Origin of the sequence: Bittarella massiliensis (ex Durand et al. 2017) (assembly GCF_017566145.1) — a bacterium.
Lineage (GTDB): Bacteria > Bacillota > Clostridia > Oscillospirales > Ruminococcaceae > Bittarella > Bittarella massiliensis_A.
The window spans coordinates 297577-321720 of record NZ_JABFCL010000003.1 but is presented as its reverse complement, the minus strand read 5'-3'; the positions used below and the strand labels follow the sequence as shown (position 1 = coordinate 321720).

The window sequence follows — 24144 nt, the reverse complement described above, 5'->3', positions numbered from 1 at the left end:
TTGGCAAGGTGATCTCTCCCCGGTCTACCGCGCCCCCTCCCCCCGCTCCAGAGCGGCTTTCACAAAGGCGCGGAAGACGGGGTGCGGCCGGTTGGGCCGGCTCTTGAATTCGGGGTGGTACTGCACCCCCACAAAGAAGCGGTTGCGGGGGATCTCCACCGCCTCCACCAACCGCCCGTCGGGCGAGGTGCCGGCGACCCGCATCCCCCCTTCTTCAAAGGCGGCGCGAAAGCGGCTGCCAAACTCATAGCGGTGGCGGTGGCGCTCTGAAACGGCGGCTTCACCGTAAGCGGCCCGCAGGGCCGACCCCTCGGCCAGCAGGCAGGGATAGGCCCCCAGGCGCATGGTCCCCCCTTTGGAGACGACCCCCTGTTGGTCGGGCATCAGGTCGATGACCGGGTAGGGGGTGTCGGGGTCAAACTCGCTGGAGTCAGCCCCCGCCCATCCCAGGGCGTGGCGGGCAAATTCGATGACCGCCACCTGCATCCCCAGGCAGATGCCCAGGTAGGGGACGTCGTTTTCCCGGGCGTACCGGCAGGCGGCGATCTTCCCCTCCACCCCCCGGTCTCCAAACCCGCCGGGCACCAGCACCCCGCGGCAGCCCTTTAACAGGGTGCCGGCAGTGTCGCCGGTCACCTCCTCGGCCTCGATCCAGCGAATCTTCACCCCCACCCCGAGGGCACAGCCCGCATGCCGCAGCGCCTCGGCCACCGAGAGATAGGCGTCGTGCAGCCGAACGTATTTGCCCACCAGGGCGATTTCCACCTCGCCCTCGCAGGCGCCGATCTGCCGCAGCATCGCCTCCCACTCCGCCAGGTTGCAGGGGGGCAATCCCTCCAGTCCCAGCCCCCGCAGCACGATGTCGGAAAAGTGCTGCTCCTCCAACATTCCGGGGGCCTGGTAGAGCACCGGCAGGGTGACATTTTCAATGACGCAGTCGGGCTCCACATTGCAAAAGAGGGCGATCTTCTCCCGCACCTCCTCGCCGATGGGCCCATCGGAGCGGGTGACGATGATGTCGGGGCGGATGCCCAGGCTCATGAGCTCCTTTACCGAGTGCTGGGTCGGCTTGGACTTGTACTCCTCCGACCCGGGGATATAGGGCACCAGGGTCACGTGGATGAAAAGGCAGTTCCCCGGCCCCTGCTCCTGCCCCACCTGGCGGATGGCCTCCAAAAAGGGCAGGCTCTCGATGTCGCCGGCGGTGCCGCCGATTTCGGTGATCACCACGTCGGCGCCGCCGCCCTCCCCCACCGAATAGATAAACTCCTTGATCTCGCCGGTGATGTGGGGGATGACCTGCACCGTCTCGCCCAGGTATTCCCCCCGCCGCTCCTTTTGCAACACGTTCCAGTAGACCTTGCCGGTGGTGAGGTTGGAGAACCGGTTGAGGTTCTCGTCGATAAAGCGCTCGTAGTGGCCCAGGTCCAGGTCGGTCTCGGCCCCGTCCTCGGTGACAAAGACCTCGCCGTGCTGGTAAGGGCTCATGGTTCCCGGGTCCACGTTGATGTAGGGGTCCAGCTTCTGGGCCATGACCTTGAGCCCCCGGCTCTTGAGCAGCCTGCCCAGCGAGGCCGCCGTGATCCCCTTGCCCAGTCCCGACACCACTCCGCCGGTGACAAATACGTATTTTCTCTGTCTCTGACCCATCTCTCTTCCTCCCGTTGACTCTTCAGCCGCTCTCTTTCACCACTCCAGCTGGCCCCCAAACACCGTTTCTGCCGGCCCGCTCAAATAGCATTCCCTCTCTCCCCAACAAACTTGCAACCGGCCCCCGGGCAGCGAGACGGTGATCTCCTCCCCCCGGGGGCAGTGGCCCGCGGCAACGGCAGCCACCGCCGCCGCACAGGCCCCGGTCCCGCAGGACAGGGTCTCGCCGCTGCCCCGCTCGTAAACCCGCATTTTAATGGCGCGCTCGCCCAGCGGCTGCACAAACTCCACATTCACCCCTTCGGGGAAGAGGCCGCTCCCCTCAAACAGGGGGCCCAGGGCCTCCAGGTCCAGCTCCTCCACCCTGTCGACAAAGACCACACAGTGGGGGTTCCCCATGCTCACACAGGTGATCCGCCAGTGCCGCCCCCCGATCTTGACCGGGGCGTTCACCACCCGCTCCCCCTGCAGCAGCACCGGCACCGCCGCCGGGCGCAGATCGGGCGGGCCCATTCCCACAGTGGCCCCGCGCACCGCTCCCCCCGCCACCGCCAGCTGCAGGGACTTGACGCCGCTGCCGGTCTCGATGCGCAGATCGGTCCGTTTGCAGCGCCCGCTGTCATAGAGGTATTTTCCCACACAGCGCACCCCGTTGCCACACATCTTCCCCTCGCTGCCATCGGCGTTGAAGATGCGCATCCTCGCATCGGCCACCCCGCTTGGAAGGATGAGGATGACCCCGTCGCCCCCCACCCCGAAATGCCGGTCGGCAAAGCGGCGGGCCAGCCCCGCCGGGTCGGCGACCGGCTGGGCGAAACAGTCAAAGTAGAGGTAGTCGTTGCCGCACCCCTCCATCTTGACAAACTGGTATTTCATCGGCGGGTCTCTCCTTCCTCATTCTCCCTCGTAGGTCTGCAGCACCCGGCGGGCCACCTCAGCCCGGGTGAGGCGCATGTCCATGGCCTGCTTTTCAAGGTAGCGGTGGGCCTGGGGCTCGCTCATCTGCAAGTACTGAATCAGGGCGCACTTGGCCCGGTCCACCAGCCGGATTTCGTCGATCCTCTTCTGCAGCTGCACATTCTCCCGGCGCAGGGTACAAAGCCGCTGACGGGCGATCTGGGCCATCTGCACCGCCTGGAAAAACAGCGGCTGGCTCATGGGTTTGGGCACGGTGAACACCCCGCAGCGGCCCACCCGTTCCCCCATCTCGCCAGCGCGGTCCCGGCCGACGATCAGCACCACGCCGGCATCGGTTCTGGCGGCGCAGTCGCAGCAAAACCGCTCCCCCGTCTCATCCTGCAAAGGGGCGTTGCAGAGGATCAAATCAAAGGTCTGCCGGGCGATGAGCTGCCGCGCCCTCACCCCCGTCTGGGCGCTCATCACCTGGCTGTAACCCGCCTGTTTCAGCAGTCCCGGCAGCGGGCCGCCCTCGCCGGCGGGCTGTACCAACAGGGCCGTCATCATCCCTCACTCCCCCTCTCCCTCGCGCAAATCGCCTTCTAGCCGGGCTGACGGCTCTCCAACAGGTGACGGATGAGCCCCTGGGGAAGAACCTCCCGCACAAAGGCGCTCTCCCTGGCCGCCCGCACAGCAGCGTCCAGGTCTTGGGGCAGGGGGCGCACCCCCTGTAAAACCTCCGCCGGGGCGGTGTAGAGATTGCAATCGCAGGGGGGACAGAGGGGCTTTCTCTCCCGCACCCCCTCAGCCCCGGCCCGCAGCAACAGCGCAAAGGCCAGATAGGGGTTGCAGGCCGGATCGGGGGAGCGCAGCTCCATGCGGGCATAGGGACCTGCGGCCGCCGGAATGCGGATGAGTTGAGAGCGGTTTTGGTGCGACCAGGAGAGGTAGCCCGGCGCCTCGCAGCAACCCAGCCGCGCGTAGGACTGGGGCAGGGGATTTAAAAAGGCGGTGATCTCCTCCACCCGCTCGAGGATGCCGGCCAAAAAGGCCTCCGCCTCCCAGCTGTGGCCCTGCCCCTGGGCCCGAAAGAGGTTGACCCCGTCCCGGTGCAGCGAGAGGTTGACGTGCAGCCCGCTGCCGCTGGCGCCGGGCAGCGGCTTGGGGTCAAAGCTGGCGCAGAGGCCGTTTTGCGCCGCCACCACCTGCACCACCGAGCGAAAGGTGGTGAGGTCGTCGGCCGCCCGCAGAGGGTCGTCGTATTTGAAGTCCACCTCGTTTTGCCCCGGCCCCTGTTCGTGGTGGGAGCTCTCCGGAAGGATGCCCATTTCCTCCAGCGTCAGACAGATCTCCCGGCGAATGTCCTCCCCCCGGTCGAGGGGGGCCATGTCCAGGTACCCCGCCCGGTCAAAGGGGATGTCGGTGGGCTCGCCGTCCTCCCCCTGCAAAAAGAGGTAGAACTCACATTCGGCCCCCACCTTGGCGGTGTATCCCATCTCGGCCAACACCCCCTCAGCCTGTCGGAGCAGGTGGCGCCCATCCCCGGCGAACGGCCGTCCGTCCGGGTGGCGGATGTCGCAAAAAAACCGCGCCACCCGCCCCTGCTGCGGCCGCCAGGGCAGAACGGCCATGGTCTCCGGGTCGGGGAAGAGGAAGAGGTCTGACTCCTCCACCTGCAAAAACCCCTGCACCGCCGAGGCGTCAAAGGAGATGCCGCAGGAAAAGGCCCTCTCCAGTTGGTTGGCCATGATGGCGATGTTTTTCGGCCTCCCGTAGACATCGCAAAACGCCAGCCGAATAAACTTGACGTCGTTTTCCTCCACAAATTGAAGAATCTCTCCCACGGTGTAATCCACTGCCACGCCGTCCTTTCCCCTGTTTGGCGGCCGGGAATTTCCCCGCCGGCCCTGCACCCGCCCTCGTCCTGGGCGGCGCAAAAGCCGGTGTTCCTCCCCGGTCGCGGCCCCTGTAACCCAAAAAAGCGTCCACCGCAGAAGGGGCCTCGTCCCTTCCACGGTGAACGCCTTTGTTCACTCACTGGTGCAAGTATAGCCGATGAAAAAGCCGGTTGTCAACCCACTTTGCGGGCAGATTGGCCCGAAAGACCCAAAAATTTATGCGCCCCTGCCAAGTTCTCCCTCCCCCGCCAGACCGCCTTTCCCCCTCCCCCGCCGGAAAACACCGCAAATTGGGTGTTGACATCTGCCCCGGTCGGGGGTATACTGACCGGCATGGAGAAACAGCAAAGGCGCTGCGGGCCCCTCGGGGCCGGCGGCGCTTTTTTTGTTTGGTTCTCAAAGTGGCGGGGCAGAGGCCCGGCTCCAACAGCACCCCAATACCCGCGGCCGCACCCGCCAGAGAGGCGCAGCTGCGGGGGAGAAACGGCCGGGCGGTACGACCCGCCCAGATAGGAGGGACTGACTGTGAACACTGTGAAAGAGAGTTTTGGCAGCATGGTCTTTGGCGACGAGGCGATGCGGGATCGGCTCCCCCGGGAGACCTACCTGGCCCTGCGGCGCACCATTCGGGAGGGGCGCAGCTTGGGGCGGGAAAACCGTGCCCTGGCCGACGTGGTGGCCAGCGCCATGAAGGACTGGGCGGTGGAGAAGGGGGCCACCCACTACACCCACTGGTTTCAGCCCATGACCGGCATCACCGCCGAAAAGCACGAGAGCTTTCTCGCCCCCGCCGGCGAGGGGACAGCCATCCTGGAATTTTCGGGCAAGGAACTGATCCGGGGGGAACCCGACGCTTCCAGTTTTCCCTCAGGGGGGCTGCGGGCCACCTTCGAGGCCCGGGGCTACACCGCCTGGGACCCCACCTCGTACGCCTTCATCAAGGACAACACCCTCTGCATTCCCACCGCCTTCTGCTCCTACGGGGGAGAGGCGCTGGACAAAAAGACCCCCCTCCTGCGCTCGATGGAGGCCCTTTGCCGCCAGGCGGTGCGGGTGCTGCGGCTCTTTGGCGACCAGACCACCCAGCGGGTGAGCACCTCGGTGGGGGTGGAGCAGGAGTACTTCCTGGTGGACGAGCGGCTCTATGACCGGCGGCCCGATCTCAAGTACACCGGCCGCACCCTCTTCGGCGCCAAGGCCCCCAAGGGGCAGGAGTTGGACGACCACTACTTCGGCGCCCTCAAGGACCGGGTCAAGGCCTTTATGGCGCAGCTGGACGCCGAACTCTGGAAGTTGGGGGTCTACGCCAAGACCGAGCACAATGAGGTCGCCCCCTCCCAGCACGAGTTGGCGCCGGTCTACACCACCGCCAACCTCGCCGCCGACCACAACCAGCTGACCATGGAGACCATGAAAAAGGTGGCCCGCCGTCACGGCTTTGTCTGCCTGTTGCACGAAAAGCCCTACGCCGGGGTCAACGGTTCGGGCAAGCACAACAACTGGTCCATCCGCACCGACAGCGGGCAAAACCTGCTGGACCCCGGCGACACCCCGCGGGAAAACGCCCAGTTTCTCCTCTTTCTCTGCGCGGTCATCAAGGGGGTGGACGACTATCAGGACCTGCTGCGGGCCTCGGTGGCCACGGCGGGCAACGACCACCGGCTGGGCGCCAGCGAAGCGCCGCCGTCCATCCTCTCCATCTTCCTGGGCGACGAACTCACCGCTGTTTTGCGGGCCATCGAGAGGGGGGAGCACTACGACGGGGCCGGCCGGGGGGAACTGAAGGTGGGGGTGCACGTGCTGCCCAGAATCCCCCTGGACAACACCGATCGCAACCGCACCTCCCCCTTTGCCTTCACCGGCAATAAGTTCGAGTTTCGCATGCCCGGCAGCGCCCTCTCCATCTCGGGGCCAAACACCATCTTAAACGCCATCGTCACCGAGAGTCTCTCCCAGTTCGCCGATGAACTGGAGGGGGCCGGCGACTTTGATTCGGCCCTGTCCAAATTGCTAGCGCGCACCGTCAAAGAGCACCGGCGCATCCTCTTTTCGGGCAATGGGTACAGCGGCGACTGGGTGGAGGAGGCCCGGCGCCGGGGGCTGTCAAACCTCCCTTCGGCAGCCGACGCCATCCCCTGTTTTTTGCGGGAGAAAAACATCGCCCTGTTGTCCAAACACCACATTTACAGCGAGGTGGAACTGCGCGCCCGGGTGGAAATTCTGCTGGAAAACTACGTCAAGGTGCTCTCCATCGAGGCCCAGACCATGTTGGAGATGGCCCGGCGGGACATCCTCCCCGCCGTCAGCCGCTACACCGCCCAGCTCGCCGCCGCAGTGAGCGCCAAGCGCGCCGTCTCCCCCTCCCTCTCCTGCCGGTGCGAGGAGGAGACCATCGGCCAGCTGGCCGCCCTCAGCGACTGCTTTGCGGGTGCCGTCGCCGCCCTGGAGGAGGCGCTGCAAGGGGCCAAAGAGGGGCCCGATCTCACAGCCCGCGCCCACCGCTGCCGGGAGACGGTCTTCCCCGCCATGCAGAAGTTGCGGGCGGTCACCGACGAGATGGAGACCCTCACCGCCGCCGACTGCTGGCCCTATCCCTCGTACGGGCAGCTCCTCTTTTCCGAGTAGCTCTCCCCAGCCCCTCAGCGCAAAAAAACCGCCCCGGCAGGGCCCATTTTCCGCCCTGCCGGGGCGGTTTTTTCCTTTTTTTGTCCAAATGGGCGCTGTGCGGCGGCGGTTGTGCTATACTGAATGGGAAATCAAACCGCCGGGCCCGTGGCCCGGCGCGAAAGGAGTGCTTTGCCGTGTATTCGACCCTGCTCACCCTCTCCCCCCTCACCGGGGACACCACCACTACCCCCACCGGGCTCTACATCGCCCTGGGGGCGGCGGCCGTCCTCCTCATCGCCCTGGGTGTCTTTGCCGTCCTGCGCCGCCGCCGGGACAAATAGGCCTTGACGCCCCCTGTGGGGTGCGGTATAATACTGCCGTATTGTGCATTTGCACAAAATAAATGTTTCAATCACTTTGCCGAAAAGGGGGGGAGCTGCCGTGGCGCGCATCAAGAAGTGCAGAGAGGTCTGCTTCGTCCCCCGGTGCAGCCAGTTCTCCCCGCCCCATCCCCAGGGGAGCGTCCACCTCAGCGTCGAGGAGTTGGAGGCGCTTCGCCTGTCGGATTTGGAAGGGCTCGACCAGCAGCTCGCCGCCGCACAGATGGGCGTCTCCCGCGGCACCTACCAGCGCATCCTCACCGCCGCCAGGCGGCGGGTGGCCGAGGCGGTGGTGGGGGGGAAGGCCCTGCTCATCGGCGGCGGCAGCTACCGGCTGCGCTGTCGGGCGCTGGAGGGCCAGCCCCACCCCTGTTGCAATCTGTGCGGCAACACGGCAAAAGAAGATGGAGAGGAATGATTTGATGGCAGAGCAATGCACCCACGACTGCAGCAGCTGTTCCCAGTCCTGCTCCTCGAGAGAGCAGGCGGGTCCCGCCAGCTTTTTGGAGAAGCCCCACGAGTTGTCCTCGGTCAAACACATAGTGGCGGTGGCCAGCGGCAAGGGGGGCGTGGGCAAGTCCTTCGTCACCTCGATGCTGGCTGTCGGCCTGGCCCGGCGCGGCTACAAGACCGCCGTGCTGGACGCCGACATCACCGGCCCCTCGATCCCCAAGCTCTTTGGCATCCACGAACAGGCCCAGTCCGACGGGCTGGGCATCTACCCCGCCCGCACCGGCGAGGGCACCCAGGTGATCTCCATCAACATGATGCTGGACACCGAGACCACGCCGGTCATCTGGCGGGGGCCGGTCATCGCCGGGGTGGTCAAGCAGTTCTGGACCGACGTCATCTGGCGAGATGTGGACTTTCTCTTTGTGGACATGCCCCCGGGCACCGGCGACGTGCCCCTCACAGTCTTTCAGTCCCTGCCGGTGGACGGCTGCCTGGTGGTCTCCACCCCCCAGGACCTGGTGTCGATGATCGTCTCCAAGGCGGTGAACATGACCTCCGCCATGCACATCCCGGTGCTGGGCCTGTTGGAAAACATGAGCTATCTCGCCTGCCCCGACTGCGGCAAACAGATCGAGCTGTTTGGCCACAGCAAGGCCGAGGCGGTGGCAAACCAGTTCTCCCTGCCCTTCTTGGGCCGGCTGCCCATCGACCCGGCAGTGGCCGCCCTCTGCGACGAGGGCCGCATCGAAGAGGTGCAGCTCCCGGCTCTGGACATCGCCTGCGACGCCGTCGAGGCCCTGATGGGGGGTGAAGAGAAGTGATCATCGCCATCCCCACCCTGGACGGGCAGGTCTCCCACCACTTTGGCAAGACCCGCGACTTCACCCTCTTCACCGTCGAAGATGGAAAGGTCATCTCCACCCGCCAGATCCAAAACCTCATTCACAGCCACGATCTCCTGGGCGACCTGCTCAAGGAAAACGGGGTCGAACTGGTTCTCTGCGGCGGCATGGGCCAGGGGGCCCAAAACAAGCTGACGGCCGAGGGCATCGCCTTCATCGGCGGCTGTGAGGGCCCCATTGAGGCAGTCGTGCAGCGCTACCTCGACGGGCAGCTGCAATATGCCCCCCTCCCCTCCTGCGGCTGCGGCGGCCACCATGAGGGAGACGGCCACCACCACGACAGCTGCCAGGGCGAAGCGGGCGGCTGCCAGGGCGGTTGCCAACACTAGATGATTCTTTTTGCACACAGATAAAAAAAACTCCCCGTGCCCTCTGGCACGGGGAGTTTTATTTTACTCGTATCGAAAAAACTAGATGCCCAGTTCCTTGGCCGCGGCCTGCGCATTCTCGCAGAAGGCGCGCACCTTGTCGATGTCCTTCTTGCCGATGTGGCTCTTTTCGCAGTTGGTCTTGGTCAGAGAATCGACACCCCAAGGCTTGACGGCGCGGACGGCGTCAGCCACGTTGTCCGGCCCCAGGCCGCCGGCGATGATGACCGGGCAGGAGGCCTGCTCGACAATGGCTCTGTCCCAAGCCCAGTCGTGGGTGATACCGGCAGCACCGGTGCCGATGACCCCGGGCACCACCGAGTCGAGAATCAGCATGTCGCAGAACTTGCTGAAGGCGACCGCGCGCGCAATGGCCTCGGGCCCGCTCATGGGAACGGCCTGCATGACCTTCAACCAGGGGTATTTGGCCTTCCAGGCAGCCACCTGCTCAGGGGTGGCGTCGTCCTCGGCGCCGGAGACGTGCAGCACGTCGGGGTGCAGCTTCTCGATGATCTCGATCTGCTCCTCCGGGGTGTCGTCGATGGTCAGGGCAACCTTGACGGCCCGGTCTCCCACGGCGTCAAAGATCGCCTTGCACTTGGCCATGGCCTCGTCTTTGCTCATGCCAGAATTCTTGGCGGTGGGGTTGACACCGATGTGGTCGGCGCCGGCCTCGACACAGGCCAGGGCCTCTTCAGGGGTCTGCATGGAATAAATTTGGGTGATCATAGGGCGTTCCTCCTTCAACTCTCGAACAGATGGCGGTTCTCACTTGTCGCCTCTATTGTACCACCGGGCAAACGGCCTTTGCAATCCGCTTTCTGCCGAAATTGGGGGGCGCAAAGGGGCAAAAAAGGCCGGTCATATCGCCAGTTTCTCCATCTTGCCGGGCAAATCACGGCCTTTTGAGAAAACTGCCAAAAGAGGGGAGTCTTTCCCCCGCAAAATGCAACGGCTGCGCTGCTTGCCCCCTCCTTTTGGGGGATTCGGCCAATTTGTGGGGACAAAATCGTTTTTCCGGTCAAACTGTGGTATAATAACCGCATGGCGGCTATTATACCTGGGGATGGCCAGGCAGATGCGCAAGCTTTGCTTGCTCCCTGCCCCATGGCCAAATACCACTGTGCGTTTTGCGCTTGTGGTATAATAACCGCAAAGCCGCTATGGCCCTGAAGAGGGCCGGGCAGGGGGCGCAACCCTCGTTTGCTCCCTGTCTCATGGCCCCACTGTACGGCTCGCCCCCCTGTGGCATCCCAACTGCAAACGGCCGGGGCGCCGCAGTGGAAAACGGCTTCTGTTCCACCCGCTCCGCCGGCTCTGTCCATCGCCGGCGCCGCCTGTCCCTTGCAAAGGAGGCTCTCTGCTTATGATCTACGCCATAGGATGGCTGGTCGCCATCGTCGTCTTCGCCATTGCCGAGGCGGCAACGGTGGCCCTGGTGTCCATCTGGTTTGCCGCCGGCGCGGTGGCCGGTCTCATCACCTCTCTGTTCACCGAGTCCCTGTGGGTGCAGCTGCTGGTCTTTTTTGTGGTCAGCGGGCTGCTGCTAGCCGCCACCCGCCCCCTGTGCAAAAAATTCTTGAGCGGCCGGGCCCAGCGGACCAACGCCGACATGGTCATCGGCAAAGAGGGAACCATCACCCAGGCCGTGGACAACCTGGCCCCCAGCGGGCGGGTGTTTGTCTGCGGGCAGAGTTGGGCCGCCCGCAGCGAGGGGGGCGAGACCATCCCCCAGGGCGCGGTGGTGCAGGTCTGCCGCCTGGAAGGGGTCCGGCTCTTTGTCCGCCCCGTCGACAGGGAGCCCCAATAACCAAAACGAGGAGGAATCACAATGCAATACATCCTGCTGGCGCTTGTCGCCCTGATCCTGATCATCCTGGTGTCCAACATCCGGGTAGTCCCCCAGGCCAACGCCTATGTCGTCGAGCGCATCGGCGCCTACCGGGAGACCTGGGCCACCGGCCTGCACTTCAAAATCCCCTTTGTGGACCGGGTCGCCAAGAAGGTCTCCCTGAAGGAGAAGGTGGTGGACTTTGCCCCCCAGGCGGTCATCACCAAGGACAACGTCACCATGCAGATCGACACGGTGGTCTTCTTCCAGGTCACCGACCCCAAGCTGTTTACCTACGGTGTCGACAACCCCATGGCCGCCATTGAATTTTTGACCGCCACCACCCTGCGCAACATCATCGGCGATCTGGAGTTGGACAACACCCTCACCTCCCGCGACGTCATCAACACCCGCATCACCACCATCCTCGACGAGGCCACCGACAAATGGGGCATCAAGGTCAACCGGGTGGAGGTCAAAAACATCGTGCCCCCCGCCGAGATTCAGGACGCCATGGAAAAACAGATGAAGGCCGAGCGACAGCGCCGCGAGTCCATCCTGCGGGCCGAGGGCGAGAAGCGCAGCCAGATCCTGGTGGCCGAGGGCGAGAAGGAGTCGGCCATCCTGCGGGCCGAGGCGGTCAAGGAGCAGAAGATTCACGAGGCACAGGGCGAGGCAGAGGCCATCTTGATGGTACAGCGGGCCTACGCCGACAGCCTGCGCCTGCTCAACGAGGCCAATCCCGGCGACAAAGTCATCGCCCTCAAGAGCCTGGAGGCCTTTGAGAAGGTGGCCGATGGGCGGGCCACTAAGATCATCATCCCCTCTGAGATCCAGTCCATGGCCGGGCTGGCCGCCTCTCTGAAAGAACTGGTCATCGACGGCGGGGAGCAGCAGGCCAGATGAGCCGCTGCATCCTGCTGGCCGACGCCACCCGCGGCTGTCACAGCGAGGAGGACGCCCACTTCTTCGTCCGCGCCGCCGCCGAGGCAGGGGTCAACGGCCTGCTCCTTCCCTTTGCCGTCGCCGAACCCCACTACCCCAAACTAAAGGAGGAAGCAGCCGCGCTGGGCATCCTCCTACTGGTGCTCCCCGAAAGGGACGAGCACGCCCAGCGCCTGGCCCAGTTGGGCATGCCCCTCTGGCAGCTGGGGAGAAGCGCCCTGGATGACCTCCCGCTGCTGAAAGCGGCGGGGGCCAGCGGGGCCCCTGTCCTTCTCTGCGCCGAGGACGCCCCCGCCGACCTGCTCCGCCAGGCCCTGGTCGCCCTGCACGGCGCCGGCAGCGGGCCGGTCACTCTGCTGCACGGCTCGCCCGCCTTTCCCGCCCCGCCGGAAGAGGCCAACCTGCGGGCGATGATCGTCCTCAAAGGCCGGTTTCAGGAAGGGGTTGGCTACTACGACGGCACCGGCTACGATGTGGTGCCGGTGATGGCCGCCGCCATGCGGGCCGATGTGGTGGAGTTTCCCCTGGGCCGCCAGTCCGCCCAGGGGATGCGCGACCCCGATCAACTGGCTGCCGCCGTCTATACCCTGCGCCTGGCCGAGCAGGCCCTGGGCAGCGGAGAGCGGTAATTCTCAAAGAGAAAAGAGCTGTTTGAACCGGTTCAAACAGCTCTTTTTTGCACCCTGCAACCAGTCTGCCCTGCCGCCGCCCAACCCCAAAACACAAAAAACGGCCGCCCAACGCGGTCGTTTTTCATTTGACAGACCTGCTGCCGCTATTGTTTGTTTAGGTCCCTGACCGAGCCCTGCTCAATGAGCCGGGTACGCATCACCATCTTCTGTCCCAGGTAACTCTTCTCCGAGGCGATCTTCTCCAAAAGCATCTCGGCTGCCTTCTCCCCCATCTCGTAGGTGGGGCGGGCCACATAGGTAATTTTAGGGGTGGTGTAGTGCACCAGGTCATTTTCGTCAAAACCCAGCAGGGAGATGTCCTCGCCGATGGCCACCTTGGCCTCGTGCAGCACCTCGATACAGCCCTTGCAGATGAGGTTATTGCTGCAGAGAATGGCGGTGATCCCCGCGCCGGCGCGGTTTCTCTCCAATATTTTCTGGGTGGCGCGGCGCCCGTCGGCCACGAACCAGTCTCCCACGTAGACGCTGTCCTCGTCGACGGGGATGCCGTGCTCCTCCATGCAGCTGCGGAATCCCTGCAGCCGTCCCAGGCCGGTGGTGAATTCCAGCGGGCCGGAGATATAGGCGATCTTGCGGTGCCCCTTTTTGATCAGGTAGTCGCAGGCGCGGTGCATCCCGCCCATGTTGTCGATGACCACCTCGTCAAAATCGTCGGCCCCCAGCCCCCTGTCCACCAGCACCACCGGCTTGCGGCCGCCCAGGTAGATGCGCCCATCGGTGCAGGTGATGGCAATGATCCCATCCACCAGAGGGCTGACCACCGAGCGGATGAGCCGCTCTTCATCGGCCACCTTGTCGTCGGTGGAGAAAACACAGATGTTGTACCCCCGGGTCTTGCAGACCTTGTCGACCCCGTAGACGATGGAGGCGTTAAAGGGGTTTTGAATCTCGGGGATGATGACGCCGATCATGTTGGTCTTTCGCTTGACCACCGACACCGCCGCGGCGTTTTGCACATAGTCGTACTCGTCGATGATCTGCTGCACCCGCTGCCGCGTCTCAGGGCTCACCCGATCCTTGCCGTTGAGCACCCGGGAGACGGTGGACACTGCCACCCCCGCCTTCTGTGCGATGTCCTTGATGGTAATCTGCTTGGTCTCCACTCTTCACTCCACCTTTATGGGGCCGAGCCCCTCACATTCCGCCGGCAGCCAACTCCAGAGGCCCGGCAGACAATATCAAAACGTTTCGCCGTCACAAGCGCAAGCGTTTGCTATCTCTTTATACTATACTGTTGGCCGCAAAGATTTGTCAATTCTTTCGCACAAATATTGTATTCTTGCCCGATTTTGCTCTCTCACGGCCCGTATTTTTAGCGGATTGCCCTTGCCTCCTCTTCCCATATCTTGACTTTTTATCTAAAAAGAACTGTGCTTCTTGGCGCATTTTCTGAATTGCGCAAACGCTTCCAACGGGTGTATAATAAAAATGTACCTTACAAACCTCCGTTTGATTCACTAGAAAGGTGTGTTGTGCATGCTCAGCAAAATGATCGTCGGCGACGACGGGAGAACCTACCATATCAAACTCAACGAGGAGGACGTCAAGGGCGCCCAGTACGCCATCCTTCCCGGCGACCCGGGCCGGGTGCCCAAAATTGCCGCCTTTTTGGACAATCCGCGCAAGCTGGGGGAAAACCGGGAATACGTCTCCTACGAGGGCTTTTTAGACGGTGTGAAGGTCATCGTCTGCTCCACCGGCATCGGCGGCCCTTCCGCCGCCATCTGCATCGAAGAGTTGCACCTGTTGGGGGTGCAGAACTTCATTCGCATTGGCACCTGCGGCGGCATCAACCTCGACGTCATGGGCGGCGACGTGGTAGTGGTCACCGGCGCCATCCGCGCCGAGGGCACCTCAAAGGAGTACCTGCCCATCGAATTCCCGGCAGTGGCTGATCTGGACATTGCCTACGCCCTGCGGGAGGGGGCAAAAAAACTGGGCTACCGGGTGCACACCGGGGTGGTGCAGTGCAAAGACTCGTTCTACGGCCAGCACTCCCCTGACAGAATGCCCATCTCCTATGAGCTGCTCAACCGCTGGGAGGCCTGGAAGCGGGCAGGCACCCTGGGCAGCGAGATGGAGTCCGCCGCCCTCTTCACCGTCTGCCAGTCCCTGGGCTGCAAGGCGGGAGCAGTGATGCACGTCATCCAAAACCAGGAGCGGGCCGCCCTGGGGATGGAGAACCCCTATGACCACGACACCGAAAAGGCCATCAAGGCCACCGTCGAGGGCATTCGCTACCTGATTGCCCACCAGTAAATAGCAAAGAGGAGAGCCAGTCGCAAGTCGACTGGCTCTCCTTTTTGCTCCCTGCCCTCCCCCTTCCTCCAGGGAAAAGGGGGCCCGCTCATGATCCTTGACAAAGTAGCGCAGGTTGGTGCGGCCCCTCCGCAAAACGGTGTGCCCCTCCGCTTCAAGGCAGGCGCGCTGCGCCTCGACCCCGCCGGGGTACTTGGGGTTGAGTTCACCTCTGACCTGGAGGGTGTGCCAGTAGGGGGTCTTGTCCCACCGACGCTGAAAACTGGCCCAGGCGGCAATAGAGACAAAGATCCCCGCCGTGACGGGGTCGGTGACGATCTGGGTCCTGGGCACCTCCGCATCCCGGTGCAGCATTGCGTTAAAGTCCCTTTCCTCCTCATTTGCCATCTCATTCTCCCCCTTTGCACCCCCAGCACAGCGCATTCCTCCCCCCTCCGCAATGAGGCGGTTTGAAAATACCCCCTCTTTTTTAGTGCGGCAAAAGGAGGGCGGGCAGCCACTGCCGCCCGCCCTCCTGGTTCACTCGCTTATCTGCACAGAACGCCGGTTTACTCCTGCGCCTGCAGGTCCTTTTCGTCCCGGGTGACCTGCTTGATCCACTTGTCGCCCCGGGTGCGGAAGTAGCCGTAAACGCCCTTGACGGCGTAGTCGCACTTGAGGATAACAAAGACCACCAGGGGGGAGAGCTTGAACCAGAAGGCCCCTGCAAAAGCGATGGGCATGGTGATTCCCCACATGATGATGGTGGTGTAGATGAGGATGTTGGTGGCGTCGCCGCTGCCCACCTGCAATCCAGTGACATAGAGGGACTCATAGGCATAGGCGATCATGAAGATGGCATTGATGACAATCATCTTGTCAGCCATGGCATAGGTCTCGGGGGCAATGTTGTAAAGGGAGAGGATGAAATTTTTGATGACCAGCAGCAGGGCGGTGGTAAATAGGCCCGCCCCCATGGCCAGCACATTGAAGGTTTTTTTCTGCAGCTTGGCCCGCTGGATGTCACCCGAGCCAATGGTCTTGCCAATGATGACCGAAGAGGCGCCCGAGAGCCCGGCAAAGAAGACCGAGCCGATGCGGTGGAGCATCTCGGCCACCGTGTTGGCGGCGATGGTGGTGGTGCCCAGGCGGCCGAAGATGACCGAGTAGGCGGACATGCCGATGGTGAAGATCATCTCGCTGAGGAGGGAGGGGGCAGCGTAGGTCATAAAGTCCTTGAAGAGGAGCTTGTCGCGCTTGACAAAGTCGCTTAGCTTCATCCGCACCTTCTTGTTGATGCAGAGCATGTGTACCAGCACACAGACAAATTCAATCCCGCGGGCCAGCAGGGTGCCGATGGCCACACCGGTGATCCCCATCTCCGGCAGGCCGAACTTGCCGAAGATGAAGCCGTAGTTGAGGAGGATGTTGACCCCGTAGGAGAGCAGGTTGATCAGCAGCGGTGTGCGGGCGTTCTCGGTCGCCCGAACGGAGAGCATATAGCAGTTGCTGACGGCAAACATGGGATAGGTCAGTGCCACGATGCGCAGGTAGTCAATACCCGCGTCAATGACCGCTTTGTCGGTGGAAAACACGCCCATGATAGGGGCCGGGAAGGCAATGACCAAAATGGCCGTCAGCAGAGAGATGAGCACCGAACAGCGAATGCCGATGGCGATGACCCGGCGAATGGCCTTGGTGTCCCCCTTGCCCCAGTACTGGGCAATGAGGATGGCCCCGCCCAGCGTCAGCCCGCGGAAGATACCCGAGACGATGTTAAAGGGCTGGTCGGCAATGGCCGAGGCGGACATGGGAATCTCTCCCAGGGCGCCCAACATGATGCTGTTGAGGGTGGTCACGCTGTACATCAGCGCCGACTGCAGCGCCAGGGGAATGGCCAGGGACAGCACCGAGCCGTAGAAGCCCTGGTCCCGTTCGATCGCGATTTTTCTACTCAAGTTTCTCTCCCTCTCCTATCTCTTCAAAAACTGCCCCGCCCGCCGCCAAGCGGTAAACGGGCAAAAAAAGGGCGCCGGCACCCATTGGGAAACGCGCGCAGGGCCCGTCTCCAGGCCGACATTCATAGTGTACCATATCGGTGAACATTTTCCAACGCCCGCGGACACTCTGTTAAAAGTTTGTACACATTAGTAAAAAAACCAAAAAAATACTGTCATCCTCTCACAAAAATCACCATTGGCCCAGAAAAACCGTTGTGCAAGTTCACTTTCTCGCGGCAGTGCGTCAACGCAGCAGTGCAAAGAAGCGCCTGTTTTCATGCCACGTGCACTGGGCAACAAAAAAACGGCCCTGCGGCCGCCTGGAAATATTTTTTATAAAAGCGCTGTCACACCGCCCGAGCAGCTGAATAGCTGCGCAGCATACCAGTGTAGACTGGGGTGTAGAGAAGCCCCTTTAAATCCGCTGGACGCATCAGGCTAAAGTCCTTTTGAAAGCGCATGGTGCCGCTGTTTTCGAGGACATAGGCCACAAACTGCGAGCAGACAAACCGGCGCTTGCACTGTTTGGCCCAGCCGATGGACATGAAAAACAGCCCCGGATAGTTGTACTTAAAGGTCGACTGGTGGCGCAAAAAGAGGCCGATGATCTCCTGGGCGCGGCGGTACTGCTCCTCGCTCACCTCCAGCCGGTAGACGGTGCAGCGGGTGCCAGGCAGTTCCCGGTAGACGCCGCCGTCCTTCCGTTCGCAGACAAAACCGGCCTCCCAGGGGCGCTCTTTAATGCTGTTGCGGCCAAAGGAGTAGAGGCGGTTCAAACTGGCGTCCATGGCGATGGAGACATGGGTGTATTCCCCCCGGGTGACCGTCTTCAGCACCTTGGAAAAGCGGGTGCCGGTGTGGGTGAACACCAAATAGATGTGGCGTCTGCCCATCGGTGCTTGGTCAGACGGCAGGGCCGGGCGCGCCGGGTAGGCGACAGCCGGGGTGAGATTGACAGACATGGGCATCCCTCTCATGCGTTTTAAAATTGCAACTTGCTCTAAAATACCAGAAACCGCCCCTTCTGACAAGGGGAAAAAGGAATTTTTCACACAATTTTCAGCGGCCCTGCCCCGCCCCCTAGCCCCGCAGCGCAGCCAAGCGGCGGCGGATGGCCGTCAGCGCCTCCTCGGGACCGCGGCAATCCATCACCGAATTTTCGATGGGGCACTGGCCGGTTTTGTCCCGGTTCTCGATAAAGGGGACTTCGGTCTCGCAGTCCAGCTGCATCCCCAGTTCGGCGGCCAGGTCCAGGGCGGGGCGGCTGGCCACAAAGGCGTAGCAGTCCCTCGCGCCGCAGAGGTAGGCCACAAAGACCGCTGCCTTGCCAAAGACCCGGTCGCAGATACAGAGCCCGCCCTCGCCGCCCAGCTGGGCCTCGTAGAGGTCGAGAAGAGGGGCGATCCCGTTTTTGTGGGAGGAGAAGAGCACCCCTTCGCCCTTCCCGCCCACGCACTTGTAATCGCGGTCGATCATCTCCTGTTTGAGCGCTTGCAATATGGTATTCATCCTGCCGCCCGCCTTTCTTTCAACTTTCTTGCGATCGGTGTAAACTGGCCGTACCGCTTTATTGTAATACAACCGCCCTCCCCTTTCAACCGGCAGTTTTCCCCTCATAAAAAGGGGGAGGGGATGGCCGCCCGCCTGAAAAAGGAGTATAATGGACACAAAGACAAGCCGCCGGCCCCGCCGGTGCGCAAATAGAGGGGGACGCCGATTGTGAACCGCAACATCTACAAACAGTACATTGCCATCTTGGAGGGGGAACTGGTACCCGCCCTGGGCTGCACCGAGCCCATTGCCATCGCCCTGGCCGCCGCCAAGGCGCGCCAGGTACTGGGGGAAGAGCCCCAAAAGATCGTGGCCTCCTGCAGCGGCAACATCATCAAAAACGTCAAGGGGGTGGTGGTCCCCAACTCCGGCGGCCTCAAGGGGATCGACACCAGCGCCGTTTTGGGCGCGGTGGGGGGCGATCCCGAGCGGGGGCTGGAGGTGCTGACCGCCGTCACCCCCGCCGACTTGCAGCGGGCCAAAGAACTGCTGGACGCCGGCATCTGCGAGACCGAACTGCTGGAGGGGGTCTCCAACCTACAGATCATCATCGAGGCCAGCGCAGGAGAGCACACCGCAGTGGTGGAAATCTGCTACTCCCACACCAACATCGTCCGGGTCGAGCGCGACGGCGAGGTGCTGGTGGGCGGCGCCGACACCCCGGTGGAAGACCACTTGAGCGAGGCCTACGAACTGCTGGACCTGGCCGACATCTACACCTTTGCCGAGACGGTGGACTTGGACGACGTGCGCAAGGTGATCTCCCGCCAGATCGAATACAACTACGCCATCGCCAAGGAGGGGCTCACCCACCCCTACGGCGCCCAGGTGGGGCGCACCCTGCTCAGCGAATACGGCGATGACGTCAAGGTTCGGGCCCGCGCCTGGGCCGCCGCCGGCAGCGATGCGCGGATGAGCGGCTGCGCCCTGCCGGTGGTCACCAACTCCGGCAGTGGCAACCAGGGAATGACCGTCTGCCTGCCGGTGTTGGCCTACGCCCAGGAGCTGGGCGCCAGCGAGGAAAAGGCTTACCGGGCCCTGGTCCTCTCCAACCTGATCGCCATCTACCAGAAAAAGGGACTGGGCAAGCTCAGCGCCTACTGCGGGGCGGTGTCTGCCGCGGCTGCCGCCGGGGCCGCCATCACCTACCTCTGCGGCGGCGATTTTGAGGCTGTCTGCCGCACGGTGGTCAACACCCTGGCCGACGTGTCGGGGGTGGTCTGCGACGGGGCCAAACCCTCCTGCGCAGCCAAGATCGCCTCGGCGGTGGACGCGGCCATCCTCAGCCACTGCATGTCCCTGCAAAACCGCACCTTTGGCGCCGGTGAGGGGCTGGTGATGAGCACCCCGGAGGAGACGGTGCAAGCCATCGGTCGAATGGGCCGGGTGGGGATGAAATCCACCGACGTGGAGATCCTCAACATCATGATCGGCAAATAGGGGACCCATTCCCCACTGTGTAAAGAGCGGCCCGCCCCGGACTGGGGCGGGCCGCTCTCCCGTCTTCAAGACTCGCTTGTCAGAGGGGTTTCCCCTTTCGCGGCCTTCCCTTGGGGCGAAGCACCTCCCCAGCTGCCAGCCGCGCCTGTTTGCGGTTGTAGCGGGTCACCCACCAGCGGATCTGGTCCAGATCCAGACCGAAAAAGTCGGCGATCTCCCGCCGGGTCATCCCCTCCTTGCGCATGGCGATGATCTCGGTCTCGATCGCCTCCAAATTGGCGTTTTTCCTCTTTTCCATTGGCTCTCCCCCCGTCTGGTTCTATTTTCCTACAATGGAAAGGGCTTGTCTATTGACTGTTTGACCGGCTCTGTCCCCCTTTGTCCGCACAAATTCGACAATAATCGCCAAATTTCGAGAAGGGCATATCCACCTCCCTCCTCTCATCCCCCAACTGCCCGGGGGATGGGTTTGTCCCCCTCCATCCGCCCTGCCGGTGTGGGGAAGTGGAAAACGAGGCGTCTTGTCTCCACCCCTTCACACCCCCTCTTTTTCCCCCTCGCTCCCTGTTTCGCCAACCCAGTCGGCCTTTGGTGCCGCTCCCCTTTGACCGGGTGGCGGCAGAGATGGCGCCCCCCTCTTTTGAGCCGGTGTCGCGGCGCCCCTCTGCACGCCCGCTCCGAAACAAACAAAACGCCCCCTGAAAAGCCGCCTCCAAAGCGCCCCATGTCGCCCCCCTCTCCCGCCCCCGGGTATCGCGCCCGCCCAGGCCGCCAAGTGGGTTGTATCCATTCGCGAAATGGCCCATCCTCCCAAGAGCAGAGACTCGGTCCGCCAAACACCGCTTACCCCATCCCCTTTCAAAAAGGGCCCCGCGCCGCGTGCCAGTTTGTCCTCTCTCCTGAAAAGCATAAAATAATTTTCTTTTAGTAAAATATACTTGACTTTATGTCCAATAAGTTATATGTTAATAACAGGAGAGAGGTGAGCAGATGGGGAAGAATGTAAAGATCAAGGCGGCCCGCGCCCTGCTGGGGCTGTCGCAAAAAGACCTGGCAGAAAAGGTAGGGGTCACCCGACAGACCATCGTCGCCATTGAAAAAGGGGATTACAACCCCACCATCAACCTCTGCCGCGCCATCTGCCGGGCGCTGGGGCAGACGCTGGACCAACTGTTTTGGGAGGAAGAACAATGAGCAAATCATTTCTCTGCGAGGGGCAGTACGATGAGCGGCAGCTGCGGGAACGGGACCGCACCGGCATGCAGACCCTGATCGCCGTCTTTCTCGCCGTGCTGGCCGACGGCCTGGTGCGGGAGGCGGGCCTTAACTGGACCAGTCCCCAGCACTCCGCCTTTTTGATCGTGGTGGGGGGCCAGTCCCTCTTTGGCTGCCTCTGCGCCCTGCGCCAGGTGCTGCCCAAACACCCCGGCTACCACCGCCTGTTCTACTGCGTCATCCCCGTTTTTGTGCTGGGAGCGCTGGCCTTTTTTGCCTGCGACGCCATCTGGGGCAACTTCACCCTCACCGAGGGCGGGCAGCTCGACGGCGGCGCCACCCTGTTGATGGTGTTGTTCTTGGGGGCGCAGTCCCTGCTCTACCGCATCCAGTGGAAGCGGGCCCAGGTCGAGGAAGAGGGGGGAGAACAGTGAGCGGGCGGGAATACGATGAGTACCAGCTGCACTGGCGGCAAAAAATCGCCATGCAGTCCCTTCTCTTGACCCTCTTTCTCATCCTAGCTGACGGCATCGTCCGCACCGGCTGGGGCGAGTGGGCCGAACCGATGGTGGAGGCCCTTCTCCTCATCGTGCTGCCGACCCTCTACTTCCTCACCCTAGCCATCTGCAAAAACGCCTATTTCGGGCGCAGTGGCAGTTGGCTCTCCTGGGTCTACCTGGCCCTGGGGGCCCTCTTCTGGGGGGAGTTTCTCTTCTCCTGGGCCGCCGGGCGGGTCGCCTTTGTTGAAGACGGCCTCCTCTCCATCTCGATCCAACCGCTGGTGATGGGGCTCTTCTTCTGCTATATTGCCGTGCTCGGGCTCATTCGGCGGGGGATCGAGCGGCGGCGGGAACAGCGGGAGGAGTGACCTCCTCTTTCATCAAACCAACAGATCCGGGGCGGAAAACAGCCGTTGTTTTCCGCCCCGGATCTTCTTTTCCCCCTATGTGGGCCACTCCACCGCCTTTAGCCGCAGCCCGCGAAAGGCGGCGTACCGCTCCAGCCAGGCGGCAGTTCCCTCCCTCTCCCCCGGGGAGAGGGGCGAGCCCTTCAACTGGACCGACCAGTTCTTGCCCGACGCCTTTCCCCGCCACCAGCCCACGGCAACGCCGTCTCGCAGCAGGGCCCCGGGATTGCCCACCGTCTTCCAGAGCTGCCCCGCCAGCCCCTCTTCGCAGAGCCAACGGCGTCCCCCGTAGAGGTAGGGGTCGTAGGGGGGCAGCAGCTGTACCCCCCGCGGCGGGGAGGGGCAGTCCCCCGCCGCCAGGGCCAGGGCCGGCCTCCCCAAAAAGGAGACCGGTTCCCCCACCTGTTTTGCCAGGGCCCAGAGCCGTTTTCCCTGCCGGGGGCAGCAGCCCAAAAAGGCCGCAAACTCCCCCTCGGTGGCCGGGCCGTAAAGGGCGAGGAAGCGGCGCGTCAACTCCCTCTGCCCCCCCTCGCCCAAAAGGGTGGAGTCGGCGGGGGGCAGCCGTTTCCGCCCCCAGTCCCCCGGCCAAAAAAGGGGGGACCGCCCCCGTCGGGGCCCCAGCACCAGGTGTCCCTGCAGGGCGCAGGCCCGCAGCAAAAAGGAGACCGCCGCCTCCCCCAGCCGCTGGTTGGGGCCGTAGAGGGAGGGGCTCTCCCACCGCTCCCCCACATCGCCGGGCAGGCGAGGGGCCAACCAATCCGCCAGCTGCCGGTCCAGTTCGGCCTTGCCGGTCACCGGGCCAGGCAGTTCCTCCGCCGCCTGGCAGAGCAGGGGCAGCAGCCGGTCCGCCCCCAGCCCCAGCCGCGCGGCCACCGGGGCAAAGCCGGGGTAGGCATAAATCCACTCCTCCCCTTCCCGGGCACAGAGTGCGCCGAGAAAGAGGCCCCGCTGGGCCGCGGGGAAGAGGTAGGGCGCACCGCGAAAGCTCCAGCAGCGGCAGAGCGTGCCGGAGGCCACCGCCTCCTCCACCCAGCCGGGGGCCAAATCCCCCACCCGGCAGAAGAGGGCGGCCTCCCCCATCCCCGGCGGGCTGTCCTGCACCCCCAGGGGAAGGGCCTGTTCCACCGCCCCCTCCCCAGAAAGGGGCGCGGTCAGGTGGTGGGCGGCCAGCCGCCGGGCCACCGCCTCCGCCCGGGTGATCTCCCTCATCTCTCCGCCCCCTTTCTGCGCCGCAGGGCGCCCAGCCGCGCCTTCTCCTCCGGTGCCACCAGGCGGGAGTCGCGCAGCTTGGAGAGGGTTTGGTTGTGGGTGAAGTCGTCCAGCCGCCCTTCGGTGAGCAGGGGCTCCACCAGCGCGGGAAAGCGGGGCCAGGCGGTGCAAAAAAGCCAGGCCCGGGCCATGTCCACGTAGTATTCCCCCGCAGGGGCGGACGCCGCCAGTTCCACCGCCAGCGGGGCCCACTCCCCCCGCAGCAGATAGGTCATGGCCAGCACCAGTCCCACCCGCACCTCCCAGGGGATGCAGCCGCCCTGCACCAGCCTTTGGCAGAGGGACCAGGTGTACTCCGGCTGGCCGGCCAATCCCTTGCAGGCGGTGCAGAAGCTGTCGCAGAGGGACCAGTTGTGCACCCGGGGGATATACCCCTCCACCGCAGATACCCCTTCGGGCCAGGGCAGGGAGGAGGCGCGGCCCGCCACCAGGGCGGCCACCATCCCCTCCTCGTGGCTGTCGTCCCGGGAGAGGGCGAGAAAGCCCCGCCAGTCCCCCTTTGCGATGGCGCGGGCGCAGGCCTGCAGCACCGGCATCCGCACCCCCAGCAGGGGACACTGGGGGTCGTTTACGATGCGGGCGTTAAAGTCCCGGTAGCCCGGCTCAGCCCGCTCCCTCAAATAGGCCACAAAGGCCCGGTAGTCCTGCGGCTGCCAGCAGTTTCGCGCAAAGGGCGGCTTCTCCACGAACGGTCACTCCCCTCTCATTTTCCCCATTATCCCCCGGTGGGCAGTTGTTGTCAATTCACCCGCAAACAATCGGCAGGGCAACCATCTGACGACACACCCCCATTTGCTTGACCGCTCAGCCACATCGCACGGGGCGGCAAACCAAAAGGGCATACTGCCGGAAAGGGCCCACAAGGTCAACCCCTGCTAGAAATCGGTCCCCCCTTTCGCGC

The 24144-nt window shown here is 63.6% G+C and carries 25 protein-coding genes and 1 pseudogene; 13 read left to right on the top strand and 13 right to left on the bottom strand.

All coding sequences use genetic code 11. The annotated features are described in order from the left end of the window. Positions 1-24: 24 nt before the first annotated feature. From HJY11_RS05860 to HJY11_RS05845, 4 genes are read right to left on the bottom strand one after another with little or no spacing between them, the layout of a single operon-like run. Positions 25-1650: a CTP synthase gene (locus tag HJY11_RS05860; RefSeq protein ID WP_208075050.1), complete on the bottom strand. Its 1626-nt coding sequence runs from the start codon at positions 1648-1650 to the stop codon at positions 25-27. Between the two features lie 36 nt (positions 1651-1686). After that, on the bottom strand, positions 1687-2526 hold the full coding sequence (gene dapF / locus HJY11_RS05855; protein ID WP_208075049.1) for a diaminopimelate epimerase: 840 nt from the start codon (positions 2524-2526) through the stop codon (positions 1687-1689). 18 nt (positions 2527-2544) lie between these two features. After that, the gene (locus tag HJY11_RS05850; protein WP_208075048.1) at positions 2545-3114 is read right to left on the bottom strand and encodes an ANTAR domain-containing response regulator; all 570 of its coding nucleotides are present in this window, start codon (positions 3112-3114) and stop codon (positions 2545-2547) included. A gap of 35 nt (positions 3115-3149) precedes the next feature. Further along, a complete protein-coding gene (locus HJY11_RS05845) occupies positions 3150-4409 on the bottom strand; it encodes a glutamine synthetase family protein (protein ID WP_208075047.1) in 1260 nt (419 codons plus the stop codon). Between the two features lie 561 nt (positions 4410-4970). Here HJY11_RS05845 and HJY11_RS05840 point away from each other — a divergent pair. The 5 genes from HJY11_RS05840 (at position 4971) to HJY11_RS05820 (ending at position 9116) form a co-directional block, all read left to right on the top strand. Further along, on the top strand, positions 4971-7070 hold the full coding sequence (locus HJY11_RS05840) for a glutamine synthetase III family protein (RefSeq protein WP_208075046.1): 2100 nt from the start codon (positions 4971-4973) through the stop codon (positions 7068-7070). A gap of 176 nt (positions 7071-7246) precedes the next feature. Continuing rightward, positions 7247-7393 (top strand): hypothetical protein, encoded by a 147-nt coding sequence (locus HJY11_RS05835; RefSeq protein ID WP_208075045.1) that lies wholly within the window; start codon positions 7247-7249, stop codon positions 7391-7393. A gap of 100 nt (positions 7394-7493) precedes the next feature. Beyond that, on the top strand, positions 7494-7850 hold the full coding sequence (locus tag HJY11_RS05830; RefSeq protein WP_208075044.1) for a DUF134 domain-containing protein: 357 nt from the start codon (positions 7494-7496) through the stop codon (positions 7848-7850). A 4-nt stretch (positions 7851-7854) separates the two neighbouring features. Then, entirely contained in the window at positions 7855-8706 is an 852-nt protein-coding gene (locus HJY11_RS05825; protein ID WP_208075043.1) for an Mrp/NBP35 family ATP-binding protein, read from the top strand. Continuing rightward, entirely contained in the window at positions 8703-9116 is a 414-nt protein-coding gene (locus HJY11_RS05820; RefSeq protein WP_208075042.1) for a NifB/NifX family molybdenum-iron cluster-binding protein, read from the top strand. Before HJY11_RS05825 ends, HJY11_RS05820 begins: the two co-directional genes overlap by 4 nt. Positions 9117-9197: 81 nt before the next feature. Here HJY11_RS05820 and HJY11_RS05815 read toward each other — a convergent pair whose 3' ends face one another. Continuing rightward, entirely contained in the window at positions 9198-9884 is a 687-nt protein-coding gene (locus HJY11_RS05815; protein ID WP_208075041.1) for a phosphoribosylanthranilate isomerase, read from the bottom strand. A gap of 637 nt (positions 9885-10521) precedes the next feature. On the opposite strand from HJY11_RS05815, the gene HJY11_RS05810 reads away from it, so the two are divergent. Genes HJY11_RS05810 through HJY11_RS05800 form a run of 3 tightly spaced genes read left to right on the top strand, consistent with a single transcriptional unit; the run spans position 10522 to position 12560 of the window. Continuing rightward, positions 10522-10965: an NfeD family protein gene (locus HJY11_RS05810; RefSeq protein ID WP_208075040.1), complete on the top strand. Its 444-nt coding sequence runs from the start codon at positions 10522-10524 to the stop codon at positions 10963-10965. 21 nt (positions 10966-10986) lie between these two features. Then, positions 10987-11892, top strand: coding sequence for an SPFH domain-containing protein (locus HJY11_RS05805; protein ID WP_208075039.1), 906 nt, complete (start codon positions 10987-10989; stop codon positions 11890-11892). Further along, positions 11889-12560, top strand: a complete 672-nt coding sequence (locus tag HJY11_RS05800) for an N-acetylneuraminate synthase family protein (protein ID WP_208075038.1) — start codon at positions 11889-11891, stop codon at positions 12558-12560. The genes HJY11_RS05805 and HJY11_RS05800 overlap by 4 nt, the downstream gene beginning before the upstream one ends. Before the next feature lie 146 nt (positions 12561-12706). Here the strand turns inward: HJY11_RS05800 and HJY11_RS05795 are convergent, their stop codons facing one another. Then, complete coding sequence (locus tag HJY11_RS05795) at positions 12707-13726, bottom strand: LacI family DNA-binding transcriptional regulator (RefSeq protein ID WP_208075037.1); 1020 nt, start codon at positions 13724-13726, stop codon at positions 12707-12709. Between the two features lie 373 nt (positions 13727-14099). On the opposite strand from HJY11_RS05795, the gene udp reads away from it, so the two are divergent. Then, positions 14100-14882 (top strand): uridine phosphorylase, encoded by a 783-nt coding sequence (udp, locus tag HJY11_RS05790; RefSeq protein WP_243764213.1) that lies wholly within the window; start codon positions 14100-14102, stop codon positions 14880-14882. A gap of 66 nt (positions 14883-14948) precedes the next feature. Here udp and HJY11_RS15120 read toward each other — a convergent pair. The 4 genes and pseudogenes from HJY11_RS15120 to HJY11_RS05775 form a co-directional block, all read right to left on the bottom strand. Beyond that, positions 14949-15269: pseudogene (locus HJY11_RS15120) on the bottom strand (methylated DNA-protein cysteine methyltransferase); the annotation flags it as partial. 161 nt (positions 15270-15430) lie between these two features. After that, entirely contained in the window at positions 15431-16819 is a 1389-nt protein-coding gene (locus tag HJY11_RS05785; protein ID WP_208075036.1) for an MATE family efflux transporter, read from the bottom strand. A gap of 389 nt (positions 16820-17208) precedes the next feature. After that, complete coding sequence (locus HJY11_RS05780; protein WP_208075035.1) at positions 17209-17823, bottom strand: hypothetical protein; 615 nt, start codon at positions 17821-17823, stop codon at positions 17209-17211. Between the two features lie 118 nt (positions 17824-17941). After that, positions 17942-18370, bottom strand: coding sequence for a DUF1893 domain-containing protein (locus tag HJY11_RS05775; protein ID WP_208075034.1), 429 nt, complete (start codon positions 18368-18370; stop codon positions 17942-17944). A 210-nt stretch (positions 18371-18580) separates the two neighbouring features. Here HJY11_RS05775 and HJY11_RS05770 point away from each other — a divergent pair, with 210 nt between their 5' ends. Then, positions 18581-19852, top strand: a complete 1272-nt coding sequence (locus tag HJY11_RS05770) for an L-cysteine desulfidase family protein (protein ID WP_208075033.1) — start codon at positions 18581-18583, stop codon at positions 19850-19852. Positions 19853-19931: 79 nt separating this feature from the next. Here the strand turns inward: HJY11_RS05770 and HJY11_RS05765 are convergent, their stop codons facing one another. Beyond that, on the bottom strand, positions 19932-20150 hold the full coding sequence (locus HJY11_RS05765; protein ID WP_208075032.1) for a helix-turn-helix domain-containing protein: 219 nt from the start codon (positions 20148-20150) through the stop codon (positions 19932-19934). A gap of 692 nt (positions 20151-20842) precedes the next feature. Here HJY11_RS05765 and HJY11_RS05760 point away from each other — a divergent pair. From HJY11_RS05760 to HJY11_RS05750, 3 genes are read left to right on the top strand one after another with little or no spacing between them, the layout of a single operon-like run. Further along, positions 20843-21046 carry a helix-turn-helix transcriptional regulator gene (locus HJY11_RS05760; RefSeq protein WP_208075031.1) on the top strand — a complete coding sequence of 68 codons (204 nt, stop codon included), beginning with the start codon at positions 20843-20845 and terminating at the stop codon, positions 21044-21046. Further along, positions 21043-21501, top strand: coding sequence for a hypothetical protein (locus HJY11_RS05755; RefSeq protein WP_208075030.1), 459 nt, complete (start codon positions 21043-21045; stop codon positions 21499-21501). Before HJY11_RS05760 ends, HJY11_RS05755 begins: the two co-directional genes overlap by 4 nt. Continuing rightward, entirely contained in the window at positions 21498-21935 is a 438-nt protein-coding gene (locus HJY11_RS05750; RefSeq protein WP_208075029.1) for a hypothetical protein, read from the top strand. Before HJY11_RS05755 ends, HJY11_RS05750 begins: the two co-directional genes overlap by 4 nt. Before the next feature lie 75 nt (positions 21936-22010). On the opposite strand, the gene HJY11_RS05745 is transcribed toward HJY11_RS05750, so the two are convergent. Further along, complete coding sequence (locus HJY11_RS05745; protein ID WP_208075028.1) at positions 22011-23183, bottom strand: DNA glycosylase AlkZ-like family protein; 1173 nt, start codon at positions 23181-23183, stop codon at positions 22011-22013. Continuing rightward, entirely contained in the window at positions 23180-23929 is a 750-nt protein-coding gene (locus tag HJY11_RS05740) for a DNA alkylation repair protein (protein WP_208075027.1), read from the bottom strand. Before HJY11_RS05740 ends, HJY11_RS05745 begins: the two co-directional genes overlap by 4 nt. Positions 23930-24144: the final 215 nt, after the last annotated feature.